General features: G+C 46.5%; 18 protein-coding genes. 12 read left to right on the plus strand and 6 right to left on the minus strand.

Going from position 1 to position 18,191, the window contains the following annotated elements:
- Nucleotides 1-36: 36 nt before the first annotated feature.
- The 11 genes from L0U89_RS00605 (at nucleotide 37) to L0U89_RS00655 (ending at nucleotide 9,103) form a co-directional block, all read left to right on the plus strand.
- On the plus strand, nucleotides 37-909 hold the full coding sequence (locus L0U89_RS00605; RefSeq protein WP_008624743.1) for a M23 family metallopeptidase: 873 nt from the start codon (nucleotides 37-39) through the stop codon (nucleotides 907-909).
- A 1-nt stretch (nucleotide 910) separates the two neighbouring features.
- Nucleotides 911-1,336, plus strand: a complete 426-nt coding sequence (locus tag L0U89_RS00610; protein WP_008624741.1) for a bactofilin family protein — start codon at nucleotides 911-913, stop codon at nucleotides 1,334-1,336.
- Nucleotides 1,299-1,556, plus strand: coding sequence for an AtpZ/AtpI family protein (locus L0U89_RS00615; RefSeq protein WP_234859751.1), 258 nt, complete (start codon nucleotides 1,299-1,301; stop codon nucleotides 1,554-1,556). Before L0U89_RS00610 ends, L0U89_RS00615 begins: the two co-directional genes overlap by 38 nt.
- 24 nt (nucleotides 1,557-1,580) lie before the next feature.
- Nucleotides 1,581-1,967: a hypothetical protein gene (locus L0U89_RS00620; protein ID WP_008624738.1), complete on the plus strand. Its 387-nt coding sequence runs from the start codon at nucleotides 1,581-1,583 to the stop codon at nucleotides 1,965-1,967.
- Between the two features lie 18 nt (nucleotides 1,968-1,985).
- On the plus strand, nucleotides 1,986-3,014 hold the full coding sequence (gene atpB / locus L0U89_RS00625) for a F0F1 ATP synthase subunit A (protein WP_234859752.1): 1,029 nt from the start codon (nucleotides 1,986-1,988) through the stop codon (nucleotides 3,012-3,014).
- A gap of 39 nt (nucleotides 3,015-3,053) precedes the next feature.
- Nucleotides 3,054-3,308 carry an ATP synthase F0 subunit C gene (gene atpE / locus L0U89_RS00630; RefSeq protein ID WP_040479016.1) on the plus strand — a complete coding sequence of 85 codons (255 nt, stop codon included), beginning with the start codon at nucleotides 3,054-3,056 and terminating at the stop codon, nucleotides 3,306-3,308.
- A gap of 76 nt (nucleotides 3,309-3,384) precedes the next feature.
- Complete coding sequence (atpF, locus tag L0U89_RS00635; RefSeq protein WP_008624731.1) at nucleotides 3,385-3,879, plus strand: F0F1 ATP synthase subunit B; 495 nt, start codon at nucleotides 3,385-3,387, stop codon at nucleotides 3,877-3,879.
- Nucleotides 3,880-3,881: 2 nt separating this feature from the next.
- On the plus strand, nucleotides 3,882-4,442 hold the full coding sequence (gene atpH / locus L0U89_RS00640; protein ID WP_040479014.1) for an ATP synthase F1 subunit delta: 561 nt from the start codon (nucleotides 3,882-3,884) through the stop codon (nucleotides 4,440-4,442).
- Nucleotides 4,443-4,469: 27 nt separating this feature from the next.
- Nucleotides 4,470-6,050, plus strand: a complete 1,581-nt coding sequence (gene atpA, locus L0U89_RS00645; RefSeq protein WP_008624721.1) for a F0F1 ATP synthase subunit alpha — start codon at nucleotides 4,470-4,472, stop codon at nucleotides 6,048-6,050.
- A gap of 71 nt (nucleotides 6,051-6,121) precedes the next feature.
- Nucleotides 6,122-6,994 carry an ATP synthase F1 subunit gamma gene (gene atpG / locus L0U89_RS00650; RefSeq protein ID WP_008624720.1) on the plus strand — a complete coding sequence of 291 codons (873 nt, stop codon included), beginning with the start codon at nucleotides 6,122-6,124 and terminating at the stop codon, nucleotides 6,992-6,994.
- 189 nt (nucleotides 6,995-7,183) lie between these two features.
- Nucleotides 7,184-9,103, plus strand: coding sequence for an SMP-30/gluconolactonase/LRE family protein (locus L0U89_RS00655; protein WP_234859753.1), 1,920 nt, complete (start codon nucleotides 7,184-7,186; stop codon nucleotides 9,101-9,103).
- A gap of 73 nt (nucleotides 9,104-9,176) precedes the next feature.
- Here the strand turns inward: L0U89_RS00655 and L0U89_RS00660 are convergent, their stop codons facing one another.
- The 4 genes from L0U89_RS00660 to L0U89_RS00675 form a co-directional block, all read right to left on the minus strand.
- Complete coding sequence (locus L0U89_RS00660) at nucleotides 9,177-10,097, minus strand: RraA family protein (protein ID WP_234859754.1); 921 nt, start codon at nucleotides 10,095-10,097, stop codon at nucleotides 9,177-9,179.
- 30 nt (nucleotides 10,098-10,127) lie between these two features.
- Entirely contained in the window at nucleotides 10,128-11,342 is a 1,215-nt protein-coding gene (locus L0U89_RS00665; RefSeq protein ID WP_234859755.1) for a cupin domain-containing protein, read from the minus strand.
- Nucleotides 11,343-11,441: 99 nt separating this feature from the next.
- Nucleotides 11,442-13,694 carry an outer membrane protein assembly factor BamB family protein gene (locus tag L0U89_RS00670; protein ID WP_234859756.1) on the minus strand — a complete coding sequence of 751 codons (2,253 nt, stop codon included), beginning with the start codon at nucleotides 13,692-13,694 and terminating at the stop codon, nucleotides 11,442-11,444.
- A gap of 227 nt (nucleotides 13,695-13,921) precedes the next feature.
- Nucleotides 13,922-14,554: a GDSL-type esterase/lipase family protein gene (locus L0U89_RS00675; protein ID WP_234859757.1), complete on the minus strand. Its 633-nt coding sequence runs from the start codon at nucleotides 14,552-14,554 to the stop codon at nucleotides 13,922-13,924.
- A gap of 89 nt (nucleotides 14,555-14,643) precedes the next feature.
- On the opposite strand from L0U89_RS00675, the gene L0U89_RS00680 reads away from it, so the two are divergent.
- Nucleotides 14,644-15,486 carry a UbiA prenyltransferase family protein gene (locus L0U89_RS00680; protein ID WP_234859758.1) on the plus strand — a complete coding sequence of 281 codons (843 nt, stop codon included), beginning with the start codon at nucleotides 14,644-14,646 and terminating at the stop codon, nucleotides 15,484-15,486.
- Between the two features lie 25 nt (nucleotides 15,487-15,511).
- Here the strand turns inward: L0U89_RS00680 and L0U89_RS00685 are convergent, their stop codons facing one another.
- Together L0U89_RS00685 and L0U89_RS00690 are read right to left on the minus strand one after the other, a co-directional pair.
- Nucleotides 15,512-16,864 carry a neutral/alkaline non-lysosomal ceramidase N-terminal domain-containing protein gene (locus tag L0U89_RS00685; protein ID WP_234859759.1) on the minus strand — a complete coding sequence of 451 codons (1,353 nt, stop codon included), beginning with the start codon at nucleotides 16,862-16,864 and terminating at the stop codon, nucleotides 15,512-15,514.
- A gap of 72 nt (nucleotides 16,865-16,936) precedes the next feature.
- Nucleotides 16,937-18,103 carry an AIR synthase related protein gene (locus L0U89_RS00690; RefSeq protein ID WP_234859760.1) on the minus strand — a complete coding sequence of 389 codons (1,167 nt, stop codon included), beginning with the start codon at nucleotides 18,101-18,103 and terminating at the stop codon, nucleotides 16,937-16,939.
- Nucleotides 18,104-18,191 lie beyond the last annotated feature (88 nt).

The following is an 18,191-nucleotide window of genomic DNA, read 5'->3' on the forward strand; positions in this document are numbered from 1 at the left end:
TAATATTTTTACAGACTTTACCGAAATCTTGCAAGTGTGGGTTTAAGAGAAAAATGGGCCGATAGGCTCAATGAAAAATACTTGGTTGTCGTCCGGAAGAAACAGGATTTTTCTGTCTTGGGATCGGTCAATATATCGATTTTCAGGATTCTGATTTTGGGCGTACTTTCCTTTATCATCGTTTTTGGCCTTTCCCTGATTTTGGCAAGGACCTTTCTCAGGCAGTGGTTTGACCCGATGTTTATGGAAACGGAGAATACAGCCAAAGTACTGATGCTAACAGATATGGTGGATTCGCTGACCATGGCGGTGAGCCAAAAAGACACCTACCTCGCCAACCTCGAAAAGATCATGGAGGGCAACGTAACGGAAATGGAGGATCTTTCAGCCCCCAAAACGGAAGAAAGTTTACAAGTCGAAAAGCCAGAGGGATTGGTATATCAGCCTTCGGCAGGTACACAGAGTATTCTGGACGAGTTTCAGGGATTGCCCCTCGAGTCTACTCCCGTCGTTGGGGTGAGCAATAGCACGTTTATGGAGACTTACTTTTTTCCTCCAATCAAGGGCGTTTTGACGGCAGTTTTTTCCCCGAAAAATGACCACTTTGGAGTTGACGTCGTAGCTAAGGAAAATGAGCCTGTCAAGGCAATTGCAGGCGGAACGGTCATTTGGACATCTTGGACGCTGGAAACCGGGTATGTGATCAGCATCCAACATTCCAATGACTTAATTTCGATTTATAAACATAATTCGGTAATATTGAAACACACTGGTGATGTGGTGAGGGCAGGCGAAATCGTATCCGTGATAGGAAATACGGGCGAACTGACGACCGGGCCGCATCTCCACTTCGAATTGTGGTACAAAGGCACCCCCCTAAATCCAAAGGAGTTCATTACATTCGACTAGTATGTTCAACAAGTTAGAAGAAAAAAAATCGGCAACAGAGATGGTGAGTTCAACCAACGTGATTTCCAAAGAGACCAAAATAGTAGGTGATATCAGGGCAGCTGGGAATATCAGGATTGAAGGTCAATTGGAAGGCTTGGTAGAATCAAAAACCAAGATCGTCATAGGCGATTCGGCCACCATCAAGGGTAACCTCCAATCCCCCGAAATGGAAATCTCCGGCAAAGTGGAAGGCGAAGTCACCTGTTCGGGTACTTTGTACCTTACCAAGACGGCCGTCATCCTTGGAAATATCAGCACCCAAAAGCTGGTCATCGAAAATGGAGCTACCTTCAATGGCGACTGCAGGATGGATGCCAAAGCAGGCATGAATTCCAAATCGGGACCGCATGAAGAAAAATCCCAAAAACAGCTCGTCTCCGCATAGCCCACCTGTTTTTCTGAAGTATTTTGGGCTTTCTTTCCAGCTTTTTGCTGTGATTGGCCTCGGGACTTGGATAGGTTGGAAGATTCAGCAAAAAAGTGGCATGAAGTTTCCACTGTGGATACTTTTATTTTGTCTGCTATTTACGGTGATTGCATTCTACCAACTCTACGTAAGTCTGAAAAATGACGAGCGTGCTGAACAAAAGCACAAAAAAGACTAGCTTTGCGCCTTCACCCAAGCTTTCATGAAGGCAATCAAAATCCTTACCCTCAAATTGATACTTCTTTCACTGTTATTGGGAGGAGTGATTTACGTGATCCAGCAATACATAAAGCCTGCCTGGATCCATGAAAGCATGTGGACCATCATGGCATTTTTTATTATCCTGACTTGGATTACTGGGATGTTTACCCACTACCTTTTACAACTCAGCAAAGAAAATTCTGTGAGCATCCTGTTGGGCGGAATTGGACTGCGCCTCTTATCCAGTATTGGTTTCGTGGCAGTCATGTTAATGCTTGGTGTTGAAAATATTATTTTGTTCATCGTCAATTTCTTTATCGTTTATTTCCTTTACTTATTGTTTGATATATACATGCTTATAGCTAATTTGCGCCCGAATTCGAGATAGGCACTAAAGAATTATCTGATGCTCCGCAAATTTCTTTCAATAAGTCTTTTATTATCAGTCATTTTACTGAACGTTTCTTTTCCGGTTTTGGCCGCGGGGGATGGTGAAAGCAAGACAGGCTTTATCTTGCCCCACGTGATGGACAATTACGAGTGGCATTTTGCAACCATTGGCCACACCCATGTCACCTTGCCGCTTCCGGTGATTGTTTACTCTCCGGACCAAGGATTGGAAGTGTTTATGTCTTCACAGTTTCACGACCACGAGACCCACGAATTCAGCGAAAACGTAGTCGTCAACGGCTACTACATAGACAAGACATACAAGCTAAAAGCAGCAGATTCATCCAGGGTTTTTTATGATTTTTCGATTACCAAAAACGTGGCGATGATGTTCATCATCATGGCAGTGATTCTTTTCTTAATGCTTTCGGCGGCGAAACATTACCGCAACAGTCCTGGAACAGCTCCAAAGGGCATAGCGTCCTTCATTGAACCAATAGTAGTCTTTGTAAGGGATGAAATTGCGCTCCCAAACATCGGCCACAAGAAATACCTGAAATTCACGCCTTATCTGTTGACCTTGTTCTTTTTCATTTGGATAGGCAACCTGTTGGGTCTTTTTCCAGAGGCGGCGAATTTCACGGGCAACATTTCTCTGACGTTTACACTGGCGATCTTTACCTTCATCATCACCAACTTGAATGGTAACAAGGATTATTGGAAGCACGTGTTTGCGACACCTGGCGTACCGGCCCCACTGTTGTTGATCATCGTTCCGGTCGAAATCATTGGTTTGTTTACCAAGCCATTTGCCTTGATGGTCCGTCTTTTTGTGGCCATCACTGCGGGCCACATTGTGATCTTGAGCTTCATTGCGCTGATATTCGTTTTTGAATCTTACGCAGTTGGCGTGGCGAGTACAATCATGGTTGTATTTATCAACTTCATTGAACTATTGGTCGCCACCATTCAAGCATATGTGTTCACCCTTTTCTCTGCCATGTACATTGGATTGGCGGTAGCGGAGCATGAGCACCACCATTAATCAGGAATTTCTTTGTTCAATTTATAAAACCTAACACGTATGTTAACTTCAATCTTACTTACTGCCGGTTTTGCACTTATGGGTGCAGGCATCGGTGCCGGAATTGTCGCGATTGGCGCAGGTCTGGGTATTGGTCGAATCGGTGGGCAAGCTATGGAGGGCATCGCCCGTCAGCCTGAAGCAGCTGGTAAAATCCAGACTGCCATGCTGATCATCGCGGCTCTTATTGAGGTGGTTTCCCTGTTTGCAGTGGTAGTTTGTCTGCTGATTGCATTGGGTAATTACACTTTCTAAGCAAAGAAGCGGGGACTGACGCTAGGTTAGTCCCCTCCTTTCAACTATTGAACAAATCAGCATTAAATAATAAACTATGGGACTAATTACACCTGGCTTAGGTCTGATCTTTTGGTCTGCACTCGGATTTTTGATCGTTTTATTCCTTCTCAGCAAGTATGCTTGGAAGCCAATTTTGGCGGCCTTGGACGAACGTGAGAAGAGCATCGAGTCGGCTTTGAAGTCAGCCGAGCAAGCAAGGAATGAAATGGCTAACCTCAAGGCTGAAAACGAAAAAATTGTCCACGAGGCAAAGATCGAGCGCGACGAGATGCTGCACAGGGCCTCTGAGACAGCCAAGCAGATTATCGAGGAAGCTCGGGTAAAGGCTCAGGCAGATGCAGGGAAAATCCTGGAAAATGCCAAAGCGGCTATTGAAACTGAGAAGAGGGCAGCGCTTGAAGAAATGAAAGTGCAAGTAGGTATGCTTTCCCTTGAAGTCGCTGAAAAGCTCCTGAAGAAAAAGTTTGCCACGGATGCTGCACAGCAGGCCTTGGTGGATGAGTTGTTGAAAGACGTTAAGATGAACTGATTATGACTGCGATTAAAGTAGCGTCTAGATATGCAAAAGCGCTTTTGGAATTGGCAGTCGAGAGAAATGCACTCGAACCGGTTTTGAAGGATGTCAAAAAACTGATCACACTTTCGTCCGAAAATCGAGGCTTGGTGCTCATGTTTGAAAGTCCTATCGTAAATACCGAGAAAAAGGGCAATGTACTAAAGGCACTATTCGAAAAGGACGGACACCAGATCACGATGAATTTTTTTGATATCGTTACCCGGAAAAACAGATCCAATGTACTGTTGGCTACCGCCAAGGAATTTATCCGGCAATACAACCAGCATCTTGGGATCCAGATCGCGGAAGTGACTACCACAGTACCCCTAACTGCCGATCTTCGCTCCAAGTTCGTAGCCGTGGTGAAGGAAATTTCTGGTAAAGCCAAGGTTGAATTGGAGGAGAAAATCGATCCGAACCTGATTGGTGGTTTCGTCCTCAAAGTCGACGACAAAGTCTTGGATGATTCCCTGAGCGGCAAGTTAAGAGACCTGAGATTGGGATTTGCCCAACGGTATTTTGTCAAATTGTATTAATAACAGAAACAAATAATTGAAAATATAATGGCACAAGTAAGACCTGATGAAGTTTCAGCCATATTGAGAGAGCAGCTCTCCAATGTAAATACAGAAGCTGAACTCGAAGAAGTGGGAACCGTCCTTCAAGTTGGTGACGGTGTAGCCCGTATTTTTGGACTTTCCAAGGCACAAGCTGGTGAGTTGTTGGAGTTTTACAACGGCCTCAAGGCGATGGTACTCAACTTGGAAGAAGACAATGTGGGCGCCGTGCTTTTTGGTGACTCCAAACTCGTTAAAGAAGGAGACAACGTCAGAAGGACCAAGAAAATCGCTTCGATTAAAGTTGGCGATGGCATGTTGGGCCGTGTTGTTGATGGATTGGGAAATCCTATCGATGGCAAAGGAAAACTTACAGGAGAGCTTTATGAGATGCCGCTGGAAAGAAAAGCTCCAGGTGTAATCTACCGTCAGCCGGTCAATGAGCCACTTCAAACAGGTATCAAGGCGATCGATTCCATGATTCCGATCGGTAGGGGTCAAAGGGAATTGATCATCGGTGACCGTCAAACAGGCAAGACAGCCGTGGCTATCGATACTATCCTGAACCAGAAAGAATATTACGAGAAAGGCCAACCAGTCTATTGTATTTATGTGGCAATCGGACAGAAAGCTTCTACCGTAGCAGGTATCGTATCAGCTTTGGAAAAAGGTGGAGCCTTGCCATATTCTGTGGTTGTCTCTGCTTCTGCCTCTGACCCTGCACCACTTCAATTCTTTGCCCCGTTCGCAGGAGCATCTATCGGTGAATTCTTCCGTGACACCGGCCGACCTGCATTGATTATTTATGATGACTTGTCCAAGCAGGCCGTTGCATATAGGGAAGTTTCCCTCTTGTTGAGAAGACCTCCGGGACGTGAAGCGTATCCAGGTGACGTGTTCTATTTGCACTCAAGATTGTTGGAGAGAGCGGCTAAAATCAATAACTCCGACAAGATCGCCCAACAAATGAATGATCTTCCTGAGTCTATTCGTCATTTGGTGAAAGGGGGCGGCTCGCTAACGGCCCTCCCTATTATCGAAACGCAGGCAAGTGACGTTTCTGCCTATATTCCGACCAACGTAATTTCCATTACCGACGGACAGATTTTCTTGGAGTCCAACCTGTTCAACTCCGGTATCCGTCCTGCAATCAACGTGGGTATCTCCGTATCCAGGGTAGGTGGTAACGCGCAGATAAAATCAATGAAAAAAGTGGCAGGTACGCTCAAGTTGGACCAAGCGCAATTCCGTGAATTGGAAGCCTTTGCCAAGTTTGGTTCTGATTTGGATGCATCCACAAAGCGGACAATCGAAAGAGGTAGGAGGAACCAAGAGATACTTAAACAAGCTCAGTACTCTCCAGTTCCGGTCGAATACCAAGTAGCCATCATCTACGTATCTACAAAGGGTTTCTTGGATACCATTCCAGTGAATAAAGTTCGTCAGTTTGAAACTGAATTCTATAATCTGTTGAAAAGCAGCTACCCCGAAGCACTGGAATTGTTGCTCAAAAACGATCTCGACGCTGCAGGGAAAATCCTCGAAAAGGCTGCAAAAGATCTGACTGCAAAGTATACAAAACTCTAATTTGAATAAGTAGGTGCTGAAGGCCGGATTTGTTTCGGCTTTCGGTTATCCTTTTCGAACACAATTGAGCTATGGCTAACCTGAAGGAAGTAAAGCAAAGGATCAATTCTGTGGCCTCAACACAGCAGATCACTCGTGCCATGAAAATGGTTGCGGCTGCCAAATTGAGAAGGGCCCAGGAACGTATCCTGAAGATGCGTCCCTATTCCCAAAAACTAACCGCGATCTTGGATGAGGTGGTATCGTCCATGGGTGGAGAATTGGAAATCGCCTATGCCGAAAAGAGGCCGGTCCAAAAGGTCTTGATCGTAGCGATGACCTCGGATAAGGGACTTTGCGGTGCTTTTAATTCCAATATCCTTAAAACCACAAGTGGTTTGGTCAGCAATGAGTACAAGGGAAAAGACGTGACCGTCTTGCCTTTGGGTAAAAAGGCCTTTGAATTTTTCACGAGGAGAGATTTCAGGATCAATGGCGATTTCTTTGAGATTTTCAAGGATGTTTCCTACGAGGAAGTAAGGAAGATCGCCTCCTTCGCGATGGAAGGTTTTATCAAACGTGAATTCGATGAGGTTGTATTGGTTTACAACCACTTCCGCAACGTCGCGACTCAAGATATCACCGTGGAACAGTTTCTTCCCATGGGATCCCTGAATACTTCAGGAACCGAGGCGAAGCCGACGGATTATATCTTGGAACCATCCAAAGAATATGTGGTACAGGACTTGGTTCCTACCGCTTTGAAAACCCAATTCTACAAGGCTGTTTTGGAAAGCAATGCTTCTGAACACGGCGCCAGGATGACTTCGATGGACAAGGCAACCGAAAACGCCGCAGAACTGCTCAAGGAATTGAAGTTGATGTACAACAGAACCCGTCAGGCAGCCATCACAAGTGAAATCCTTGAAATCGTGGCCGGAGCCAACGCGCTTGAAGGCAATTAAGCATATTCAACAGAACAATTAAACCCAAAAAAGCCGCCGTCGAGCGGCTTTTTTCATTTCCAAAGCCTAGATTCGGCATCAAAAGTCCTACGTAAAAAGGAAGTGTTTCACCGCGATTTCGTATAAGTGGTTGATGTTCTGAATTTTTTATTGGTTAATTTTTGAGTGATAAACCTATCCAAATAACCTATGAACCGAAGAATTTGCCATCACCTTGTTGGATTACTAATTGTTGTTTTTTTTGGTTGTTCACCTTCAGGTCCCGAATGGGGAAAAAGAAACGCCGAACTGATCGAAAAGTATGGCCTTACGGTGAGACAGCCCATCGATGTTTCCGATACCAAGATTTCGGCGATGTTGGGAGATGGAAGGATTTCAAGTTTTGATTCAATGGGGGATTTTAGCCTACATCCCGGAGTAACTGGAAAGCTTCTTTGGGGCAAAGGGGCCATGCTGGCCGAACTAAGACTAGATCCAGAGGCAGTGATTCCTGAAAAAACGATTGAATCAGACCTGTTTGTGTTTCTGATCGATGGAGCGGCCACCATTCAGATCAATGGGAATTCAATGACCATGACCTCTAAGAAAAGGGAGGCTCCAACCGGAATCCATAACGGTACTCCTAGGATTGACTTTGTCTACCTGGAAAAGGGCAGCAAATATTCCATTCAAAGTGGCAGTGAAGGGGCGAAGGTTTTCGAGGTATGCAGCCCCTTGCGCTTGGACTACCTACAGCTTGCAGGTATAGAAAACCTTCCCTCAGATATTTCGGATATCGAAAATCCCCTTTCTCCAAATTTGGAACCTAACAAGATTTACGATCTCTACGACATTCAACTGACTGAACTTGCTCCTGGCGCGCATGCAAGGCTGATTTCGGGAAGGAATATGCTCTTGAGCTTTATTTCGATGGATCCGGATTCGAAATTTGGACATCATATCCATCCCGAAGAACAAATCATGTTTGTGCTGAGAGGTGCTGTGGATGAAATCCTTCTGGATGAAACCAAACGCATGGAAGCCCATGATGCGGTTCGGATTCCTGGCAATTTTGTGCATGGGGCCAACATCGGATCCTCTGGTGCGGATGCCTTGGATATTTTTTGGCCTTCCCGACCCGATTATTCGCAAAAGGCAAGCGAAAGCATGTCAAGATTTCGCGAGTTCATCCCTGAAGACGCCACGCTGGAATTGGTTATTGATGGCAAAAAAACAAAGCCCGAACTGTTTTTTTCCGAAGGGCCGAAGTGGATGAATGGCAAGCTTTACTTCTCCAATATGTACTTCGATAAAGATTACAATGGAGATCCGAAAAAAAGCTCCACTGTCGTGATGAATCCCGATGGCAGCTATCGAAATATTGTCCAAGGTCAGATGCAAACAAATGGGCTGTATCCCTACAAGAATGGCAACCTGATCGTGTGTGACATGATGGGCCATAGGGTAGTGGAAATGAATACAAATGGACAGGTGCTGCGCGTGCTTGCAGATCGGTATGAAGGGAAGCCCATTGATGGGCCAAATGACATCATCACTGATACAAAAGGCGGATTCTATTTCACCGATCCTCAATTCACGATGGAAGCTGAAAAATTCCAACCCGGCCGAGCGGTGTATTATGTTTCTCCAAAAGGCGAAATTTCAAGAATCACCAAACCCAACGAATTTGCCATGCCTAATGGAATACTGCTTTCTCCAGATGGCAAGACGCTTTATATAAACAATTGCTTCGACAAAGAAGAATGGTACCCTGTCAAAAGTGAAAAGGACAATTACATTTGGGCTTATGATGTCCAAGCCGATGGCAGCATCAGCAATGGACGGCAGTTTGCAAAGGTGCACCTAACCGAAGATGTGTTGGAAAGAGGGGGCAGATCCTCGGGAGCGGACGGTATGGCGATTGACCAAGAAGGCAACATCTATGTGGCGACCTATTACGGCGTGCAGATATTTGACAAAACAGGAAAATTTGTAGGGATGATCAACATGCCTTCCTTCCCAGTAAGCCTTTGCTTCGGGGATGAGGATATGAAGACCCTTTATATAGTCAGTTACAGCAAGGTGTTTAAAATCAGGACGAATAAGGAGGGATATGTGAATTATTTGTAGTTGGAGGAAAATGAGTAAGGATGGGATTGTTGACGTATTGTGATCTTTCCATCTAAAGGTGTGTGTGATATTCTCACCAGGTCCGCTTACTCATCATTTGGTCCAATTCCTGTCTTGTCATGGTACCGAGGTCGGGGCGTTTTTCCAGCCATTTGAGAAAGGCAGTCTTGATTTCGTCTGTCCATTGGCTGTCTATTTCTCCGGTGCTGTAGATATTGTTCCTCACCATTTCGAAGCCAAATTGGTCTTTCCTGACTACAAATTCGGCCACAGAGACGACCTGTTCTGCCAAATGCGCCGGAACAAAAAGCACACCTTCGACAGTGGCGATCACCAAATCACCAGGCAGCACGATCGCTCCTCCAATGCGTATCGGTGTATTGAGTCCCATCAACACCATCTCTTCCGTAAAGGACGGGTGGAAATCACGCACAAACGCATTGAATCCCTTCATATTCCTGATCTCCTGAAGATCCCTAGCCGCGCCATCGAAAACCACGCCGTTGCCTGATTTGCTGAATATGGAATTGGCCAAGGTAGAGCCCATGATCGGTCCACCCCCAATTTTGCCATAGGCATCCGCTACATACAGGTCCCCTGGCACAAGGGTATCGATGGGCCATGAATTGGTGTTGCCTTTTCTGCCCTGCCTGGCACCTCTCTCTTTGATGTTTCGTTCGACATCAGGCCTGCTTGGGAGATACATGGCGGTGACAGCACGTCCCGTCATCAAGGTTTCATTCACCATTTTCCAGCCACCTTCAAATTGATTGTAGTATCCCTCATTCCGCAAGGCGTTCCAGGCGTCGTCGATCATGATGCGCTTTGCCCTTTCCAACAAATCATCGGGGATTCTAGGTCTACCATCCGGGAAACGCTCTCCTTTCCATTCTGAGGTCAGGAAAATCATCTCTTCCTTCGATATGGTCTGTGCAGATAGCCATCCTGTAATCAGGACAAGATTGAAAAAGAGGATAAATGCTTTTGTATTCATGGTTATGGATATTTGTTTCAAATTCGGTCGTCAACGTTGGTCATCATCGCCCATCACGTCATAGCCTTTCCATTTAAATTCCTTGGCAAGCCCGGATGCCGCAGGCCAGGCAATATCATGTTGTTTGCTGGCGACCCATTTCCTCCTGTTTTCTTCTGTATCAAAAGAAATCATGATCTGGTAATTGTAAGTAGTCGGTTCTGCCTGGATTTCCTTGGATAAATTTTCATGGAATAAACGCAGTAACTTAGAACCCAAATACCCCTGCTGGACGACCATTGCCGGGACATAAATCGAATAATACATTTCCTCAAAGGCTTTGGCGTTTTCCTTATCAACCACAAACTCCATCTGCAGTACCATGGCTTTTGGGGCAATCAGTGGCTTCTCGATAGCAAGGCTCTTTTGCCTGGGTGCCGCAATGCCGATTACCAATAGTTCGAGATCCTCGGGCCCATCGTTTGAAAAACTCAAGCTCTCTCCCAATGCCCCCCAGAAAGCATCATGGGCTTTGTAAGTTCCGGTATCATTTCCGATGCTAACCTTTCCTTTCCCCTTGGTCACATAATATACCTCTTCAAAACCCTCAAGTTTCCGAGTGATTCCCCGCCCGCCCACAGGAATGACTACGTGGTCGACATGATGCCAATCGGTCGTAAATACTTCCGGCCCCAGAATCCTCCGGTACAGGACCCCTTCGCCAGAATAGGCTGGATTATTCGGCTTCAGCTTTTCTTTTTCCAGCCTACCATTGACAAAGGCGGGAACCGGGTCGAGGCTAGCACCCACACGGGTATCCCCAAGGTCAAAGGCATCCGTCTTGCCCTTCGTGCGACTGACGGCGAAGTTGAGCCAGGTCAGGTTTGCATCTGAAGAATTGTATATCGCATGGGAATCTCCCATTTTGCAGGGTACCACTGCGGGCGCTTTGATTTTGGAAGTACGGCCATTGACGGTAAACTCTGCTTCCCCGTCCAGGATGACAAACATTTCTTCTATCGAATGGTGAAAATGATGGCCAATCCCAGATTTTGCCTGGATTTGTCCCGCATGTAAATAGAGGAAATTCGTCGCCAAGTCATTTCGGCCAATCAATTGGGTGAAGCCCATTTTACCGGCACCTTGGTGTACTGCGGACAGTTCCCTGTATTTTGAGGGGTCATTCGGGATGATCCGCTCGCTGAGCTTTTGGGCCGCTGCCTGCAAACTGATACTCAGAAACAGTAAAATCAAGATCTTTTTCATAGGTCCTTTGGGTTTGGTTATATTTTTCAAAATTCCCAAAAACTACCCACTCGGTGCTTTTTGGGAGGTCACGCTCACACCTAACTTGACAAATTTTTATTATTTCTTAGCCGGCAAAGCATAGACTACATATCCCCTAGGCATTGCGCCCGGTTTTTTGGAATGGTTGTAGCTGTCTCTTGTGAAATTTGACGTTGCGTTGATGACAAGGTATTGCTTTCCGTCCAGCATGTACATGCTGGGTTGGGCATTGACTTCATGACTCATCGTTTGTTCCCACAATAACTCACCATTGTCGGCATCGAAAGCATATAATTTCCCCCCTTTTGCGGTAGCAAAGACCACTCCCGTCGAAGTGACGATCATCCCCTTCCTCAGGGTGCCGCCTGGGGCACCTTTGCTTTGGTCACCCTGCACGTAGAGCGAATCCTGACCGACAGGCCTTCTCCAAGCGATCTTACCGGTATTCAGGTCGTAGGCGACGATGGATGACCATGGTGGCGCGGCCAAGCCAGGCCAATCCAAACCGTAGTCAGTCGTGTACCTCTCCGCCGGATGTTCGATATCTTCAGGATAATCAGACATCGGCGCTACTTTGTTTTGATCAGGTTTGATCGTAGCGCCACCAGATGCCACCACTGGACCATCGGGGATTTTTGGCTCCAGGTTTCTCCGAAAATTCATTGTCGCCGGATTGCCGCCGATATACCGGTACATTGCCTTCAACGTTTCTTCATCCACATGGACAAACCCAGGCATTTGCCCCTTTCCGTTGATCACGGTGTTTCTAAAATCATCATAAAACAAATATTGTCCCGCATATCTAATGGCCGGCGCTGACCCCCCTGCCATGTCTTTCCCATGACAGGTCTGACAGGTTGAATTAAATAAAGTCTGAACCCTTTGGAGATCATTTGCAGACAAATCAACCTTGGGTGGTTCTACCTTGTTCAGTTTGTAGATAGACGCATGTTCCTGCGTCAAGATGTACATCATACCATTGGTCGGGTTGGACGCAGTATTGCCATAATTTGCTCCGCCCAACGCACCCGGCATCGCAATATTCTCGTGCTTATCTGACAGCGGGATATAAATTCCCGATTTTGCATTTTCCAACCTTTTTAACCAAACCTGCCGGATGCTGTCCGGGAAGTACGGATTCAAAGTCTCTTTGGTGACTTCCTGTTTGGTAAAAGTAGGTAGAGAGGGAATGGGTTGTGTAGGCCAAGCTTGTTCCCCAAGCATCTCGCTTGGAGGGAATGGCTTTTCTTCGATTGGAAAAAGGGGTTCACCCGTGACTCGGTCAAATACAAATACAAAGCCATGTTTGGTAGCAACTGCCACAGCATCTACATTTTTGCCCTGGTGATTTACTGTCAGCAACTGCGGTGCGGAGGCTATATCGTAGTCCCAAAGATCATGGTGCACGGTTTGGAAGTGCCATAATCTCTTTCCCGTTCTCGCATCCAGCGCCACAAGCGAATTACCAAAGAGGTTGGAGCCAATTCTATCAGCACCGTAGTAATCATAGGTGGGGGACCCAATTGGTAGATAAGCGATACCTCTTTGGGTATCAATAGAAATCTCGCTCCAAACGTTGGTACCTCCTACATATTTGTAGGCATCTTTTGGCCAGGTATCATAGCCAAATTCACCGGGCTGCGGCACGGTATGGAATATCCATTCCAAGTTTCCAGTCACTACATTGTAAGCCCTGACATGCCCAGGAGCGGAGAAGTAATTTTCTCCGGGTGCAGATCCAATGATAAGCAAGTCTTCAAAAATCACCCCCGGCATCATAGGCTGGATTCTTCGGATGGAACTTGGTTCACGTCCCAAGCCTTCCCTTAAATCCACATACCCATCCGTTCCAAAACCCAATATGGACTCTCCCGTTTCGGCGTTGATTGCCTGAATCGTGTTGCTGATCGTGAAGATGAGGCGTTTATCTTTTTTGTCTTTGCTTTCCCAGTAATTCAGGCCTCTCCGGGTAAGTCCATTCAAATTGGCATGGATCCAGATTTCCTTTCCGGTCCGGACATTCACAGCTATAAGAGAGGAGTGTTTTCCCATCACATACATGACTGAATCCACGATAATCGGGCTGAAAAAATAGGGGGTATCGTCTGCCGTAGGATAAAACCATGCGATTTCCAATTGGCTCACATTCTCTTTTGTGATCTCCCCTGCGTCAAAATATTTTGACTGGTCTGGACTTCCTCCATAGTGTGTCCATGTGTTATGGGGATTTTCCGGTTTTTCTTTTTGGCAGGCAGAGAAAAGGACTGCCATGCAACAAGCAACGACAATGTGTGCAACTAGATGTTGTGGTTTTTTTGGGTACTTTGACATGATTGCCTTGGTTCAATAGGTCTGTAGCAATGTAATCTCAAGCAGCAGAAGGACTTCCCGTTCAAGATTTTGATGATTTCAGTATTGAGAATCAGTCTCTTTGAAAAAAGACATCGAATAAAATTATAGCCCAAGCAAATTTTATTCAAGGCGATTGCAGGACAAATCAACCGTCCGTAATTTATTTCACCGCCTTGGCTTGAAAAAAGATCCTCAGATCAAAGAAATCAGTCCTTTATCGCTGCTGCCACTGTCTTGGCCATAATCCCCAGCCCCTCTTTGTTCGGGTGGACACCGTCTGGAAGTAAGGCTGATTTTCCTTCAAATGGCGAATAGAGATCTATGGTTTTGGACTTGGTCTTTTTGGCAATTTCTTGCAGCATGGGACGCATTTCATCCACCAATACACGCTCACGAATGCCAAAGTTGTCTTTGAACACCGGGACTGGAATACAGATATAGACCTTTCCTTTTTTGGGCATGTGCTTTTTGTACTCGGTGATCATGGCCACATAGTCATTGACGAAGTCATCCTTGTACTGCCAGTTTTGGGGCTTGGAGTCATTCGTGCCAAGTTTGATGACCAGAATATCAGGCTGAAAGGTCTTGACTTCTTCAAACTGTGGTTCGTTCCAGTATGGAAAATCGCCCTTCTTGAGCATGGTCCTACCGCTGACGCCAAAGTTTTTGACTTCATAGCCATCTCCCAAAATCGCTTGCATTTGTAGCGGGTAGCTATCTGCATTGTCCCTGCCGGGGCCTTGGGTGATGCTATTGCCGACACAGGCGACTTTTGTCTTGTTTTGGGCAAAAACAATCACCGACAATAAAAGCATGGGAATTAATAGGAGTTTTTTCATAGGTTTGAAAGGGTTTATTTTCTACCAATATAGAGAAAATCGGTTTGATCGGTGATTGGATTTTGCTGATCAGCCAATCAACTTGAACAATGGCATTTCTTCAAAGAACCTGGTTTTTGATCAACATACTTTCCTTGGATGTAGTCTTGGCAGCGATGGGCGGCATGTATTTTTTTGCCAGTTTCTTGGAAGTGGAGGTGCCAATTCCAGTGTACCTTGGACTGGGGCTAGTCGTATGGGGAATCTATATGCTTGATCATCTTTTGGACGCTCGGGCCTTGGACAACACGGATGAGGAGCCGAGAAGGAGCTTTTTCTTACGGCATTACAAAATCATTTGGCTTTCGTTGGGGCTTTGTGCAGCCATGGCATTGATCCTCGTGGGGTTTGACCAAACGCTTCAAGGATTTGTTCCTTACGCCGGCGCACTGGCCGGATTGGTAGCGGGGACCTCGCTTTTGGGCAAATACGCTGGTCGCTTTGGAGCTTGGGCAAAGGAAATCCTCATCGCGCTGGTTTATGTCGCGGGGATTTCAATTTTCCCGGTCTGGAAAAAGGGCTTTGAACTCTTGCCCAGCTTTGTTTCTTTCTACCTTCTTGGATTCTTTTTGTTGGCCTTGATCAATTTGTGGATACTATCGCTCTGGGACCGGGAAGCCGACATACGTCATGGATTTCACTCCATTGCCTCGGTAATTAGGCCTTACTACCTGGCAAGGGCCATCGTAGTATTGGGGATTTTGGTAAACGTTTTATTCTTCGGATTGCTGATGTTCCAACCATCCTTTTACCACATGCATGCGCTGGTCATTTTGCTGATTTCGCATATCCATATGGTGGTCTTTCTGAGATCAAACAGGGATACGCAGCTCAAACGGCAAATTTTGGAAGCTAGCTTTTTGATAACCTGGGTGCTGTTGTTGCTGGGGTGAGGGAAATCCTCTTAAAAAAATTCATTTAATCCTGTGCCATGCGGGAAATAGACTTCCTGATGATCTCATCAAAATAGGCGCCGTTGTAGGGGCCAAACCAGTTCATATCCCTTGTTTCATACAGTTCCATGTCATAATAGTCATCGGGGGTAATGTATCCGATGTACCCTCCGTTGAAACAGGTAACTATCAGATTTAGGCCATTTTCCAAGGCAAATGTCTCCCAGGCTTCCATCATTTCGCCTGAGATTTCCCCCGAGGAGCCGATCATCAGGACATTTCCAAGTAGGACCAAGTCAAAATGCGCGTTGGTTTCACCCAAAAGTTGGTTGAAAATCCAAGGTCTTACCCGGACATTCTTCCCCAACCTGAAGTGGGCTTTGCGCAATTGGACCGGCAGTACCGCCCATTTCATCCGTTGCGAACTTTCCAAAAAGACTTGTCCAGCATTTTCGCTCAACTGCCCGGCAAGTTCATCGGCAAATGCCTGCACATCTTCAGGCTGATCACCGGTAGAAAGTGGCCGCATACTGCCGACCGTTCCCGCGGCAAAGAGCGAGAAGTCGAAGCCAGCTTTTTCCAGACGATCATTGAAGTAATGCGGATAATCGCCCGATAGGCCAATGAACTTTGGGTGCAAAATCGTCGGATGGGCGCTGAAGGTAGTCATCAGGCCCTTGGATCCATTCCTTTTCTCCAAGATCAACTGCCGTGCGTATGGGTCGATCGGATTGCCTTCAATCAATCTGTTGGCCACCAAGCTATCGGTAGAGACTTTTCTAAAATGCACGGAAACGGTATCCATATTGGACAGGGCCATTTGCAGACTGTGCAGCGTCCTGTCTTCCAAAAGCTGTACGACGTTTTTATCAAAACTTCCCAAGGCAAGCTTTCCCATCAGCCCGGGAATAAATCCCCCCAAGCCACTGTGGGTATGTGTGGCGGTGAAATAGACCATGTCGACTGGGAAATGGAGCTCTTCCAGCCGAGACAAAACGCGCTCTTGGAGATAAGGGTGCACAATCATCAACTCATAATTGACAAAGGCGACTTTTTGTCTTCCATTGCCGACTATCAACGATCTGATATAGCTGCTGTCTTGAACAAAATCATAACGTCCCCTTGGTCGATAGCCAAGCAGCTTTGCGGGTGTTTGTGGTGTGGAATTGACTTTGGACCAGCCTGCAAGCCAGGCATTCCCCACGGTCGTATGCAGATTCAAAGTATCGAGATGACCCATCGTATGGAGGTAATATTCCTCCAATCGGTAGTCTTTCCTGTCCACTCTGGTAAAAAACAACAGTGCCAACACCACCAAGACACCCACCACCCAAGCAAAAACTTTGAAGATATTTTTTGGGAGTGAAGTGGTGGTCATGGGATTTATTGAAATTGGACAAACCTAAAGCTACAAAAATTTTCCCAAGCACATCAAGATTCAAACCTGATTTCAGGCATACTCAAACCTGCCATGTTGCCCAAGGATGCTGACCTTTTTGCCGGCATGTGCTTCCACGTGCCCGATGATTTTGGCGTCCACGCCAAATGACTCTGAAATATCGATCACTTCTTGGGCAAAGGCTTCCGGGAGATATACCTCTAGCCGGTGGCCCATATTGAATACCTTGTACATTTCTTTCCAATCGGTATTGCTCTCCTCTTGGATGATCGTAAAAAGCGGCGGTGTGTCAAAGAGGTTATCCTTGACAATATGGACGTTTTCAACAAAATGCAGCACTTTGGTTTGGGCGCCCCCGCTGCAGTGCACCAAGCCGTGGATTTCTTTACGTAGGTTTTTGAAAACCTCTACCATAATCGGCGCATAAGTTCGAGTTGGGGAAAGTACCAGTTTGCCCATATCCACTGCAAGTCCGTGGGCTTTGTCCGTCAAGTTGTATTTCCCGGCATATACCAATGCTTCGGGAACAGCGGGGTCAAAGCTTTCTGGGTATTTGGTTTTCAACACCTTCGCAAAAACATCATGCCTCGCCGAGGTCAGCCCGTTGCTGCCCATGCCGCCATTGTATTCTGTTTCATAATTTGCCTGACCAGAGGAAGCCAATCCGACGACTACATCGCCCGGTTGGATCGTATGGTTGGAAATCACTTCTGCTTGCGGCATTCTGCAGGTGACGGTACTGTCCACGATTACCGTCCGGACCAAGTCCCCCACGTCGGCTGTTTCGCCTCCCGTTAGGGTCACCTGTACGCCATGGTCCCGTAACATTTGGAGCACTTCCTCTGTCCCATTGATGATGGCGGCGATTACTTCACCCGGAATGAGGTTTTTGTTGCGACCAATCGTGGAAGAGACGAGGATATTGTTGATCGCCCCGACACACAGCAGGTCATCAATGTTCATGATGATCGCATCCTGGGCTATTCCCTTCCACACTCCCAAATCCCCGGTTTCTTTCCAATACATGTAGGCCAAGGAGGACTTGGTCCCTGCTCCGTCAGCATGCATGATATTGCAATAGGCGGGGTCATTGCCGAGGTGGTCTTCCACAATTTTGCAGAATGCCTGGGGAAAAAGCCCTTTGTCCAGCTTAGCGATGGCACGGTGAACATCCTCTTTGGCGGCAGAAACACCGCGCTGCATATACCTTTCGTTCATGGTGGGGAAAATCGGGGAATGGGGCAAAGTTAAGGATTCTTGCTGGAATGGGAGGGAGGAGTTTTTCTTCTGTCAAACGATATGTGAA

Origin of the sequence: Mariniradius sediminis (genome assembly GCF_021491425.1) — a bacterium.
In the GTDB taxonomy this organism is placed as follows: Bacteria; Bacteroidota; Bacteroidia; order Cytophagales; family Cyclobacteriaceae; genus Mariniradius; species Mariniradius saccharolyticus.

Excerpts from the sequence above, each read along its gene's own strand:
- L0U89_RS00680 (WP_234859758.1), top strand. The coding sequence starts at position 14,644 with ATGGCATTTCTTCAAAGAACCTGGTTTTTGATCAACATACTTTCCTTG.
- L0U89_RS00655 (WP_234859753.1), top strand. The coding sequence starts at position 7,184 with ATGAACCGAAGAATTTGCCATCACCTTGTTGGATTACTAATTGTTGTT.
- L0U89_RS00660 (WP_234859754.1), bottom strand. The coding sequence starts at position 10,097 with ATGAATACAAAAGCATTTATCCTCTTTTTCAATCTTGTCCTGATTACA.
- L0U89_RS00615 (WP_234859751.1), top strand. The coding sequence starts at position 1,299 with ATGAAGAAAAATCCCAAAAACAGCTCGTCTCCGCATAGCCCACCTGTT.
- L0U89_RS00610 (WP_008624741.1), top strand. The coding sequence starts at position 911 with ATGTTCAACAAGTTAGAAGAAAAAAAATCGGCAACAGAGATGGTGAGT.
- atpE (WP_040479016.1), top strand. The coding sequence starts at position 3,054 with ATGTTAACTTCAATCTTACTTACTGCCGGTTTTGCACTTATGGGTGCA.
- atpF (WP_008624731.1), top strand. The coding sequence starts at position 3,385 with ATGGGACTAATTACACCTGGCTTAGGTCTGATCTTTTGGTCTGCACTC.
- L0U89_RS00690 (WP_234859760.1), bottom strand. The coding sequence starts at position 18,103 with ATGAACGAAAGGTATATGCAGCGCGGTGTTTCTGCCGCCAAAGAGGAT.
- L0U89_RS00670 (WP_234859756.1), bottom strand. The coding sequence starts at position 13,694 with ATGTCAAAGTACCCAAAAAAACCACAACATCTAGTTGCACACATTGTC.
- L0U89_RS00665 (WP_234859755.1), bottom strand. The coding sequence starts at position 11,342 with ATGAAAAAGATCTTGATTTTACTGTTTCTGAGTATCAGTTTGCAGGCA.
- atpB (WP_234859752.1), top strand. The coding sequence starts at position 1,986 with ATGCTCCGCAAATTTCTTTCAATAAGTCTTTTATTATCAGTCATTTTA.
- L0U89_RS00675 (WP_234859757.1), bottom strand. The coding sequence starts at position 14,554 with ATGAAAAAACTCCTATTAATTCCCATGCTTTTATTGTCGGTGATTGTT.
- atpG (WP_008624720.1), top strand. The coding sequence starts at position 6,122 with ATGGCTAACCTGAAGGAAGTAAAGCAAAGGATCAATTCTGTGGCCTCA.
- atpH (WP_040479014.1), top strand. The coding sequence starts at position 3,882 with ATGACTGCGATTAAAGTAGCGTCTAGATATGCAAAAGCGCTTTTGGAA.
- L0U89_RS00620 (WP_008624738.1), top strand. The coding sequence starts at position 1,581 with ATGAAGGCAATCAAAATCCTTACCCTCAAATTGATACTTCTTTCACTG.
- atpA (WP_008624721.1), top strand. The coding sequence starts at position 4,470 with ATGGCACAAGTAAGACCTGATGAAGTTTCAGCCATATTGAGAGAGCAG.
- L0U89_RS00685 (WP_234859759.1), bottom strand. The coding sequence starts at position 16,864 with ATGACCACCACTTCACTCCCAAAAAATATCTTCAAAGTTTTTGCTTGG.